Source organism: Methylobacterium sp. J-118 (genome assembly GCF_057836565.1).
Map to the genome: position 1 here is coordinate 22397 of NZ_JBYQFA010000008.1, position 11139 is coordinate 33535.

12 protein-coding genes are annotated in these 11139 nt (G+C 63.7%); 9 read left to right on the top strand and 3 right to left on the bottom strand.

Annotation, left to right across the window (positions count from 1 at the left end; genetic code table 11):
* The first annotated feature begins 34 nt into the window (after nt 1-34).
* The 6 genes from AC3IF3_RS30565 (at nt 35) to AC3IF3_RS30590 (ending at nt 6106) form a co-directional block, all read left to right on the top strand.
* Nucleotides 35-274, top strand: coding sequence for a hypothetical protein (locus AC3IF3_RS30565; RefSeq protein ID WP_489231751.1), 240 nt, complete (start codon nt 35-37; stop codon nt 272-274).
* A 404-nt stretch (nt 275-678) separates the two neighbouring features.
* Nucleotides 679-3153, top strand: coding sequence for a TonB-dependent receptor (locus AC3IF3_RS30570; protein WP_489231768.1), 2475 nt, complete (start codon nt 679-681; stop codon nt 3151-3153).
* Between the two features lie 3 nt (nt 3154-3156).
* Complete coding sequence (locus AC3IF3_RS30575) at nt 3157-3840, top strand: Fe2+-dependent dioxygenase (protein WP_489231753.1); 684 nt, start codon at nt 3157-3159, stop codon at nt 3838-3840.
* Between the two features lie 293 nt (nt 3841-4133).
* Entirely contained in the window at nt 4134-4802 is a 669-nt protein-coding gene (gene exbB / locus AC3IF3_RS30580) for a tonB-system energizer ExbB (protein ID WP_489231754.1), read from the top strand.
* A gap of 15 nt (nt 4803-4817) precedes the next feature.
* Nucleotides 4818-5303: a TonB system transport protein ExbD gene (exbD, locus tag AC3IF3_RS30585; protein WP_489231755.1), complete on the top strand. Its 486-nt coding sequence runs from the start codon at nt 4818-4820 to the stop codon at nt 5301-5303.
* Between the two features lie 11 nt (nt 5304-5314).
* The gene (locus tag AC3IF3_RS30590) at nt 5315-6106 is read left to right on the top strand and encodes a TonB family protein (protein WP_489231757.1); all 792 of its coding nucleotides are present in this window, start codon (nt 5315-5317) and stop codon (nt 6104-6106) included.
* Nucleotides 6107-6193: 87 nt separating this feature from the next.
* On the opposite strand, the gene AC3IF3_RS30595 is transcribed toward AC3IF3_RS30590, so the two are convergent.
* Nucleotides 6194-6454: a hypothetical protein gene (locus AC3IF3_RS30595; RefSeq protein WP_489231758.1), complete on the bottom strand. Its 261-nt coding sequence runs from the start codon at nt 6452-6454 to the stop codon at nt 6194-6196.
* A gap of 214 nt (nt 6455-6668) precedes the next feature.
* A complete protein-coding gene (locus AC3IF3_RS30600; RefSeq protein WP_489231759.1) occupies nt 6669-6932 on the bottom strand; it encodes a hypothetical protein in 264 nt (87 codons plus the stop codon).
* A gap of 339 nt (nt 6933-7271) precedes the next feature.
* On the opposite strand from AC3IF3_RS30600, the gene AC3IF3_RS30605 reads away from it, so the two are divergent.
* The 3 genes from AC3IF3_RS30605 to AC3IF3_RS30615 all read left to right on the top strand — a co-directional run bounded on the left by AC3IF3_RS30605 (nt 7272) and on the right by AC3IF3_RS30615 (nt 10458).
* Complete coding sequence (locus tag AC3IF3_RS30605) at nt 7272-8072, top strand: helix-turn-helix domain-containing protein (RefSeq protein WP_489231761.1); 801 nt, start codon at nt 7272-7274, stop codon at nt 8070-8072.
* 1328 nt (nt 8073-9400) lie between these two features.
* Entirely contained in the window at nt 9401-9940 is a 540-nt protein-coding gene (locus tag AC3IF3_RS30610) for a hypothetical protein (protein WP_489231763.1), read from the top strand.
* Nucleotides 9941-10296: 356 nt separating this feature from the next.
* On the top strand, nt 10297-10458 hold the full coding sequence (locus AC3IF3_RS30615; protein ID WP_489231764.1) for a hypothetical protein: 162 nt from the start codon (nt 10297-10299) through the stop codon (nt 10456-10458).
* A 46-nt stretch (nt 10459-10504) separates the two neighbouring features.
* Here AC3IF3_RS30615 and AC3IF3_RS30620 read toward each other — a convergent pair whose 3' ends face one another.
* Nucleotides 10505-10771 (bottom strand): hypothetical protein, encoded by a 267-nt coding sequence (locus tag AC3IF3_RS30620; protein WP_489231766.1) that lies wholly within the window; start codon nt 10769-10771, stop codon nt 10505-10507.
* Between the last annotated feature and the right edge of the window lie 368 nt (nt 10772-11139).

An 11139-nucleotide genomic window follows, 5' to 3' on the forward strand; every position in this document is an offset into this window, starting at 1 on the left:
CTGCCAGAAGCGAGCTGGCTCGAGGAGAGATGTCATGGACGAACTTAACGGCCGCATGCTCGGTTTGCAGATCCTGCTCACCGGTGTCATCGCCCGCATGGCAGGAGAGAAGCGTGATCCCGTCGGGTTCCTCACCGACTTTCGCGATGAGATCCAGGCGGTGGTGCGCGGTATTCGCATAGCCGGATCTGACGATGACGCGGTCATACGCGCCAAAGCGCTCGGCACGATCGACGAAATGTTCTCGCTTATGAAGCCGCCAAGTGAGGATTGAATGCCCGACGGACCGCGTGGGTGGAAGGGTCTGGTTGATCTCGTCGACGATGAACCTGGGCTATTAATCCGCGACTTTAGCTACGGACGCGCACACCGCTGGGGATCGTTGCTATCATGTAACAGCGTCCTGCGGCCGCCCACCCTTAGATCGATGGATTTCCCCGCGAAGCCAGTAACATACTGTTATTGCGCTAGTTTTTCCAACCATCAGATTGTCTTCAGTTGCTATTTGTAATAGATCCAAACTGATAGACCTTCGATCTGGCGTTTGTATAGGCAGTCAGCGTTCTTTCTTTGTTACAGTTCTAATGTTGATATCTTGACTCAGATAGACGGGTAGTTTTGACGCTTGTTTATTGCCAAGCGTTGCAGGCGCTCGTGGTCGGAGGCAAGAATACTGTGCTGCGTCAATCACGGATCCCAACATCACTTCGCCAGCAACCGATATATGGCCGTAAGCCGACGTTCTCTACATCAACAGGAGCGCTAGGCTTGGCATGCGCGGCGGCGGGATCGGTCGGCAGCGCGGAAGCACAGTCGGGACCTGCCACAGCGCTGCCTCCGATGACCGTAGATGCGCCCATCGCCCGGCCTCGTCCACCGGCACCGAAGCCGAGCCAAGCCCAGGTCAAAGCTCGTACCGCCCTCAGACAGGCCGTTCGGACGCAGCGGCGTGTGACAGCCCCGCTGGTCGTTGCGCCGGCTCCAAGCATTGGCACATCGACGGGGACCGGTGTTCCAGCTCAGGGCGTTGGTGATCCGAGTAGGGATCCCTACGCCAACCCAAACTCTCCCTACCAAGCGCTCAACGTCGCCTCCCCACGCTTCACGCAGCCGATCCTCGACACGCCAAAATCAATCACCGTACTGACGCGACAGGTAATCGACGACAAGAACGCGACGAGCTTCCGCGAGATCGCGCGCACTACGGCGGGCGTCACTCTCGGTACAGGCGAGGGTGGCAATGCATTCGGCGATCGCTTCTTCATCCGTGGGTTCGATGCGCGCAACGATGTTTTCGTCGATGGTATCCGCGATCCCTCCGTCAGCGTGCGTGAGAACTTCTTCACCGAGCAGATCGAGATCCTGCGCGGGCCGGCGTCGAGCTTCGCAGGCCGCGGCACCGCGGGCGGTGCGGTCAACATCGTCACCAAGCAGGCCACGACGTTCGGTGATTTCTACAAGTCGGAGGGGCAACTCGGGACCGACAATACCCGGCGCGTCACACTGGACCTCAACCAAGTCGTGAGTCCCGCCCTCGCGATCCGGGTGAACGGCCTGTACCAGGAAGCGAACGTAGCGGGCCGCAAATATGTGTTCGACGATCGCAATGGTGCCGCCGTTGCGGTGACGCTCAAGCCGGCCGACGGCTGGACGTTTAACGCCAACTACTTCCACACGGATCTGAACAGCCTGCCGGACTTCGGCGTGCCATTTAACGCTCAAGCGCGACGCCCGTTCACCGAGAGCATTGTTCCGCGCGATACCTACTATGGTTTCGTCAACCGTGACTTCTATCGCGTACAACAAGACATCGGTACGCTTGTGTCAGAATATGCGCCCAGCGAAGATTTTAAGATTACGAACCGCTTCCGTGCCGGGCACTCGGTCCTCGACTACGTGGGCACGCTGCCAGAGCGGCCAGTCATCCCGCTCAACGGCAATCTCTATGGCACGACGCTGAGCCTCAACCCTCAGAGCCGTTACCAGACCGTCGACGTCGTGGCCGACACCACGGATGCAACTTTTAAGTTTGCGACTGGCCCAATCCTGCACACCGCGGTTCTCGGCACAGAGTTCAGCCGCGAGGCCGTCAGCCGAGATACCTACGCTGGGCTGCGTTCCGAGAATTCGAACCTGGGAACCACCGGTATTTTCAGCGGTACCGGGAGCTTAGCCGGCGTCAACATCTTGGCGCCACCCAACCTTTTACCCTTTAGTACCAAGCCATATTTAACTGGCAACCCGGCATACATCCCCGTCGATACGAAGGCCGGCTACCTCATCGAGACGATGAACTACCAGGACCTCGTCCTGCTGAACGGCGGCGTCCGCTACGACGACTACAACATCTCGTCGACGCAGGGCACGAGCTCAGCGAGCGTACATTCAGGCAACCTGAACTACAATATCGGCCTGACGCTGAAGCCCCAGCCTTGGCTGAGCGTCTACGGCGCCCACGCTACCTCCTCGAACCCGGTTGGGGCAGAACTCGACGCCTCTGGCTCGGCCTATGGGGGGCTCAGCGCGACCTTCACGGGCAACCAAGTCTTCAAGCCGGAGCAGAACACCGCCGACGAAGTCGGCGTGAAGGCCGAGCTGTTCGACCGGCGCCTCCTAGCGACGTTTGCCGTGTTCCGCACGCTCAAGGAGAACGCCCGCGAGACGCTGGGGACCGGCAACTCCCAGTTCATCGCGGCCGACGCAGCCTACCGGGTCGAGGGCGTCGATCTGGAGGTCGCCGGCAAGATCACCGACGATTGGAGCGTGTTCGGTGGCTACGTGGCAATGGATACCAAGGTCACGAAGTCGGGCGACCCCACGGTGATCGGCAACCGGCTCGCCAACATCGCCCACCGTTCGTTCAGCATGCTGTCGAAGTACAGGATCACGCCGTGGCTCGAATTCGGGGCACAGGCGATCAACAACTCGCGCATCTCGGGCGGCACTCTTGCGGCCAATGCCAACGTCCTGCCCTCGTACTGGCGGTTCGACGCCTTCCTCGAATACAAGGTCAACGAGAACCTGAACGTCAAGCTGTACGCTCAAAATCTCTTGGACCGGCGCTACTACGACGCGTTCTACCGCAGCGACGCCCCGTTCGCGTTCATCGCGCCGGGTCGGGCTGTGTACCTCATCGCGCAGACGAAGTTCTGATCGATGCTGATCTGCATCCCGGAGGTCCTGAGCAAGGCGGAGGTCGCCGACTTCCGCCGCATCATGGACGCGGCGGAGTGGGAGGACGGCCGCTCGACGGCGGGCTCCCAGTCGGCGATGGTAAAGCGCAACGAGCAACTCCCCCCGGGCGGCGAAGTCGCCCGACATTTAGGCGGTCGGATCGTCAAAGCGCTGCTGGCTAACCCGCTGTTCGTGTCGGCCGCGATCCCACTTCACATCTTCCCGCCGCTGTTCAACCGCTACGGCGAGGGGCATCACTTCGGCATCCACGTCGACAACGCCGTGCGCGGAGATCCGGCGACGGGGATGCGTATCCGCACCGATTTGTCGGTGACTTTGTTCTTGGCCGAGCCGGACGCCTACGACGGCGGTGAGCTCGTAGCCGAGGACTACTACGGTTCGCAGGAAGTGAAGCTGGCCGCCGGCGACCTTGTCCTGTACCCGGCCTCAAGCCTGCACATGGTCACGCCGGTCACCCGGGGTACGCGGGTGGCCTCATTTTTCTGGCTTCAGAGCATGGTTCGCAGTCCGCAGGGCCGCAGCCTGATCTACGATTTGGACACTGCCATCCAAGGTCTCGTGGCGGAACTCGGTCGCGATCACGCGGAGGTGGTGAAGCTGACCGGCATCTACCACAACCTCATCCGTACCTGGGCCGACCTATGAGCCATCATCGCTGGCCCATGCACCGCGTGTCGCTCGCAATCAGCTTCGCTGCAGTACTCACGCTTGCCGGCCCATTGCGCGCGCAGCACGGGCCCCCGGGGGATCACCCCGTTGTGCCCGCACCGACAGTGGGTTCCACACCGATTGCGACCGCTCATCCCGAGGATGCCACCCCAAGCTCGGCCCTGCCCTCAGCCCCGGCCGATGGTGCGCCCGCAAGGGCGCTTGAGCCAGTCTCAAACGGGACCCCGCGGGCTGCGGCGGCAAGCGCGCACGAGCTGTCGCCATGGACGATGTTCCTGAACGCCGACATCCTCGTGAAGATCGTGATGGCCGGGCTGGCGCTCGCTTCCGTCGTCACCTGGACGATCCTCGTCGCGAAGACGATCGAGCTCGGCCTTGCCCGTCGCTCGCTTGCCCGCGCGCTGTCCCGTACCGCTGGTGCAGTCAGCCTCGGTGAGGCCGGAGCAGCGCTAGGCGGGCACCAAACCGTGCTCGACCGTCTCGTGACCGCTGTCGTCGACGAGATGTGCATTTCCTCCGGCACCTCGGATGGGATCAAAGAGCGCGCTGTCTCGCGCTGCGCCGAGATCGTCAAAGCAGAAGGCCGCACCGCGCGTCGTGGCATGGGCGCGCTGGCCACGATCGGCGCGATCTCACCCTTCGTCGGGCTGTTCGGCACGGTTTGGGGTATCATGAACAGCTTCATCGGCATCTCGAAGGCGCAGACCACCAATCTCGCAGTCGTCGCCCCCGGCATCGCCGAGGCGTTGCTCGCCACCGCCATCGGGTTGGCTGCGGCGATCCCAGCGGTGATCATCTACAACCACTTCGCCCGGGCCACGCGCGGCTACGGCGATCTCGTGCAACGGGCGTCGGGATCGGTGATGCGCCTGCTCTCGCGCGATCTCGACAGGCGTCGGGACGCCGGGATGTCCCCGCTCTCGCAAGCCGCAGAGTGAACGGGAGCTGACGTCATGGCGATCGCGCTGGGCGGTGACGAGGACGACGGCGACGAGTTCGGCGAAGCGCACGAAATAAATGTCACGCCGTTCATCGACGTGATGCTAGTGCTATTGATCATCTTCATGATCGCGGCGCCGCTCTCGACCGTAGACCTGCCGATCGACCTGCCCTCCTCGTCGGCGGTACCGCAGAAAAAGCCGGACAAGCCGGTCTACGTAACGATCAAGGCCGACCTTGAGCTGGCCATCGGTGAGACGCCGGTGAAGCGCGTGGATCTGGCTCGCACGCTGGACGCGCAGGGGGATGCGAGCCAAGGGGCTGGCAAGGATCGACGTCTCTTCCTCCGGGCCGACCGCGCGGTGCCCTACGGCGAGATGATGGATGTCTTGGAGCTCCTGCGTGCGGGCGGCTACCTTAAGGTAGCGTTGGTGGCGTTGGAGGGTGGACCGAGCGAGGCCGCATCGCGCTCGCCAGATCGTCCAGCCTCAGCGCATTGAGGCTGTTGCCGATGGGCAGGGCCGATCCCGGCGGGCGGACAAGTCTACGCTGGCAGATTTGGGTGGCAGCGGTCGCGCTGGTGCTCGGCCTTCACACGGGTGGTCTGGTTTACGCCATCACCTACGTACCAGCGGACGAGGCGGACGACCTCGGTGCGGCGGCACTCGAGATCGACATGGAGATGACCGCACCCAGGCGTGAGCCGACCGACCTGCCGCCTGGGCCTGAAGCAGAGGACGCTGCGGCCTCGCCGGCCGTCGTCCAGCAACAGGCGGTCGAGGATCCGACCGAACTACCCAAGGCATTACCGACCGAGACAGAGGATCCTGATCGGATCGTAGCGCCGGACTCGACGCGCAAACCACAGGAGGATGAGCCGAAGCTCAAGGCTGTCGAGACGAGCCCATCGCAGGAGTCGGTAGCCTCGGAAGCAGCGGCCACGCCATCGGCTGAGACGATGAAGGAGGGCCCGCGTTCGACGGCGCCTGTCCTTGGCACGGGGGAAAGCGCGCGGCGGATCCGCACGACGTGGCAGAAACAGTTGCTAGCCCATCTCGACCGGCACAAGCGCTACCCCAGCGGATCGAGCCGCCCAACGGGTCAGGTAACGGTGACTTTCGTGCTTGATCGGCTTGGGCGGGTCTTATCGGCCAGTGTAGTGAAGAGCTCGGGCGACGGCGCGCTGGACGATGCTGCGTTGGTGATGATGAAGCGATCCGACCCGGTGCCAGCGCCACCGCCCCTGATCGCCGACGAGGGACTCACCTTTTCTATCCCGGTCGTGTTTCGAACGAAAAGGTAGAAACCGAATAAACCTAAAGTCGAACATTCGGTGGGTGATTGCCCGTCCGGCTCGCCGCAGCGGGCTTTTTCGTACTGCAGCCGAGGGTCAGTTCCATGCCTTGCGTCGATTACCGCTGAAGGACGCCATGCCGACAGCGTCGACCATCGTGTCAAAAGCGGCACGTGCGTCCGTATCGGTCGCGAACGTGGTGTCCCATCGGATGCAGCCGGAGGGATGAACCACTTCCATGCGCCAGCACTCCGGCGTGCCGGGGAAACGATAGATCTCGACCTCGACCGTCTCGCCATCCCGCGTGACTGGGCCGGACAGCGGGGAGTGCTCGAACTCGACGTCTTCCTCGCTCATCCCCGGGCTACCTTGGTGCTCACCTTCGGGGACGCGCTTACCTGAAACGGTCCCGACCCAGGATGCCTTCAACGTCAGCTTGCTGATGCCTCGCTAACAGGCCGCGTGCATCCTGCCCTAGAGCCGCGTTGCGTATCGGCCCGGCTCATCGCTGGTGAGATCGGACGCTCCCCCACTCTGTGAGCAGATCGGGGCGGGGCCGAGCGGCCGAGGATCACGGTGGGGTCGGGTGAGCCGACATGACGGCGGCCGCCAGCACCGTCCGAAACGCCTTCTCCTGCGATCCTGATCGGTCCACCGCCCCGAAGGCGGGGGTCGCGTTCACGAGAGCTGCGATGTCCACGCTGTGGCCGCTGTCGAAGCGGTAGGGGCCAGCCATTGGATCCCGCAGGTAGACGTCGATCGCCGCGACGATCTCCTGACTTGTGATGATACCTGCCTTGCGCAGGTCCGCGAGGGTCGAAGGTCCTGCCGGCATGGTCGCGCTGATCATTCCCTGACGTTGACTTAACCGTGCCGCCCGGCCGACATGCCATGTCCGGCCGGCGCGCGCCTCACGCGAGTCGCCGGAGCAACCAGGAGCACCGACCGCCACAGTAGGACCCTGAAAAGCCAAAGGCCCCACCCCTGGCAGGGTGAGGCCTTCGAAATCGAGATGTCCTGTGGGGACGGTTTCCAACCCCCACAAGCCATGAAGCGCCCTCGGGCGTCAAGTCAGAACCCCGGTTCTGGCAACGATACCGGCTTGTCTTGAACGGAGCGCACAGCCTGCGCCGCCGAACGTTCCCCTGTGGCCCTGTGGAAAGGGCCGAGACACGTGTTTGCAGACGAAATCCGCCGCGCGATCGAGGCGGCCGACCGAATCACCCTGCCGTCCGTCACGGCGCTGCTGTGGCGCGCGTTCGGGGACGGGAAGGTCTCGGAGGCCGAGGCCGAGAGCCTGTCCGGCCTGATCGAGGCGCAAACACTGTCTAAAAGTGGACCGCGATCCGGACAGAACCCGAACGGGGCGGCAACTGTCACACCCCGGATGGGGGATGCAGCTGAGAACGCCTCAAATCGCATAGGAAGCCCCAGGAGGCCTGGCGTCGGCTCCCGGCCACGCACGGGCGCCTCGATGGAGCGCCGCCGCCGCTGGGCCGCCTCTGGTCGCATGCCGCTCGGTCTCGCCGCCAAGTTCACCCACGCCGAGCAAGGCGTGCTCGCCCTGGTCGCTGCCGAGACCGCGCGCCGGGGCGACTGCCGGCTGGCGGTCGGGCACATCGCGGCGATCGTCGGCGTGTCCGAGACCACGGTGCGCAACGCCATCCGGGAGGCGCGTAAGCTCGGGCTGCTCACGGTCGAGGAGCGCCCCGTCACCGGCTTTCGCAACCTGCCGAACATCGTCCGGATCGTCTCGGCTGAGTGGACCGCCTGGCTGCGCTTGGCCCGGAAGGGATCCATTCCTCAGGGGGGAGGGTGCAAATTCTCGCAGCGCACGCCTACTGAAGTTCTAGTCCTGTCAGAATCGGGGAAAACGGAGCCGAAAAAGGGCTGCCGACAAGCGGCGGGCGACCTCAACCGATCAGCCCGAGCGAGAATCCGCGCGGGTGGTGGAGGCGGCCGAGCCATGCGGTGACGGTCTACAGGCGTTCGGCAAGGCGGACGGCGCTCGGATAAGGCGGAGTTTGTCGGCTGTCGTTCAACGCTCAACATCAAACTATTTGGGCGTTGTGCATCATCCGTATGCACCGTCAGGATTCCGGCCGTGTTCGGCCAGCGACGATTCTACATCATCCCGGCCTTGAACCGTTTCTCACCCAGATCAGTTCTGAGAGAATGTTGCAGCGTGATCCCGTCTTTGTAGGTGACTTGAAGCCGGTCGGTGCGGCCCGGCCACTCCAGGTCATTAGGCTCAGCAGCCGCCTGTCATCTTGGGCCACGATCTCGATTTCATGCCTTTCAACCCTCGCTGTGTTCGCCGCTGGCGCGGCGTGGCTTGTCCCGCCCAGCAACTGGATCTTCTCAACGTCCACCCAACGTGTGGCATCAGTGGTGTCTGCCGAAGCTTCACCTCCAGCGACATTCCCACCATGGGTAGAAGTCCCACACCTGACAGGGCCTCTCTCACACGCGGGTGACCCAGACACTTTCTCCCTTGCTGACGGACCGCGCAGCTTTCTGGATCCGAACCCCGCGGATACGGTTGAGCAGCAGGAGTTCCTGCCACCCCGCGCCAACCCACGCCTTTCGCTAATCAGCCGCGCACCCCTCGATGCAGCGCGTCTCACGCACGAACAGGCACCCGCGTGGACTGACCACACCGAGCGTCAGGATATCGCGACGATGATCCCGCCATCCGTGGTTGCAACCCTCGAACCGGACGCGCCGCGACCGTTGCTGGGTCGACCCGAGTTGGGAACGACGCGAACCGAGCCAGCGGACCCGACGGCCACGCCGACCCTGCTACCCAGACCGGCTCCAATGCGGCCGCCGACCGAGGTCGTCGTTGGTCTTGCGCCGACGATCACTGCTGCAGCTCCGCCCGAACGCGTAGCGACGCTCGGCCCAGATCCAAAGCGGCCGGTGCTAGACCGGACGATTTCGATGATGCCGCCGCGCGACGCACAGGGCGTGGTCGGGCCGGTCCTGAACCCCGGACCGGCGCGGCACGCTCGATCGCTCAGACAGCCACGAGCGCGGGCAACGGTCTCGAAGATACGCGTACCTACTCATGACGCCGAGCAGACGGCGGGTCTCATCAGTTCGCCGACGGCGACGCGGCCGCGGATCGATGCCGGTGCAATCGCCTACGCCTCCATGCACCGGGTACGGGTCGATCGCTCAGCCACCCCGCCGACCGCTTCTGTGCCGCCCTCACCCTGGACGATGCCGTCCGCCCTCTCGCCGACGGATTAGGTCCATGCCGCGGCCCCTCGTTCACCCTCGCGAAATAGGAGAGCCTTGATGATTCGACGTTCGATCTGCTGCGCTACCCTCGTCTTTGCTCTCGCCGGACCTGCCCTAGCCCAGGACGCTTCCGCCCAGCCCGACACGTCTGCCGCTACCTGGCAGATGCCCTGGCAGATCGCGCCGATCGGGGTCGCTTCATCTTCGGCCGGTGAGCAGACCGTCCTGTCGATGGTGCCCGGTACAGGACTGGTGAAGGGCACCTCTTCAGCTCTGCAGACGATCGGACAGCCCCTGCCGGAGGTGCCGGGTCGCAACCGCACGGTCGATACCTGCCGCGCCACCGTGATGAGCGAGGCGACCAAGGCCGGCATGAAGCAGGTCGAGGCGGTCTCGGCCGGCGCCGACAAGACGGATAAGAAGGGCGACTACTTCGCACCGGTGCTGTTCCGCATCACCTACGAGCGGCCGATGATGTACGAGGTGCGCCAGGCGGCGATGATCTGTGTTGTCAGCCGTAAGGGCGCCATCGTCGACGCCTACATGCCGGCCGACGACGCGGTGATCACGCAGTGGCCGGCGCTCAACCGCCGGTGAGCTGACGGCGACAGCACCTCCTGCACCTGCTACAGCATCGCTTCTTCCCGTTCGCGTGCCCGAGGCGTTCGCGACACCGCAAAGCGTGCGGCGGGCAAGCACGCGACGACAGGCGTTCTCCGGGCGAGTTCCCCGCAGGGCGCCCGTGAAGCCTTGGCCGGGCAGTTGCGTGAGGGTCGGCGCGGTGCGGCGGGACTGGAGACCGCGAGCGCCGGCCCACGGCCCGGCCGGAGCGTGCTCGTGATCCTGCTGTGGACTAGGTCGCCGCCGGCACCTGCGGACCCAGCATCCTTGTCGACGCGGTAACTACGCTGGCCCTACCAGGCAGGCCCCGGACGCGAGAGGCAGGTGTTGGCATGGGTGACGACGTTGCGGCCCTGCTCCTGGCGCTTGCGGTCGAGAATGCCGATCTGCGCGAGCAGCCGGCCTCTGTGCAGGACATGCTCGTCGAGACCGCGATCGACGCCGGGAACATGCACGCCCCCGTGGAGGCCGTGAGGACCGAGCGGGACGCTTAGCGGGAGGAGGCTGGGCGTTTGCGGATGGGGTCAGCGTGCTTCCATCTCAATCCGATGGGTGCCGGCCAAAATCAGTCGGCTGGGCAGGGTAGAGATGGCTATCTGAACGCAGGCCGAGCACGTCCATAACGCGGTCCCGAGCCCCGGCGTCGGCGATCAGTGCGCCATGCTCAAGTCTAGCAATCACCTCGGGGTCGACCCGCGCGAGCGCCGCCAGGGCCTCGGTCGAGTAGGCACCCCGGAGGCGGGCAGCATAGATCTGCGCGGCTAACGCGGCGTCCAGGGACGAGGGCTTATCGTGTCGTTCGCTCATGGGCGACCGGTACCTTCTGGCCTAAGCCGAAGTTTCACCCGGGCGAGCTGTTCGCCGAAGAGCTCGCTCGTGCCAAAGGCGGGTAGGGCGCGCCAAACTAAATCAAGTTACGAGACAGATTGACGATATTCACGAATTTGTGATGATGGTCGATCGCCGTGTTAAAACTCATAGTTGTAGATATCAATTCACAGTTGAGGCCGTGCGACTGATAAGTCCCTAAGCTACCAATATCACATAAGGCGTTTATTGTTTTGGCTCATAAGTAGCACTTAATTAACTGAATTGCCTAATTCCTATATGTAGTTTAGCTCCGGTCTTTGGAGGCTAACACAGTTTACATTCCTAATGCGGTGATCTGATTATGC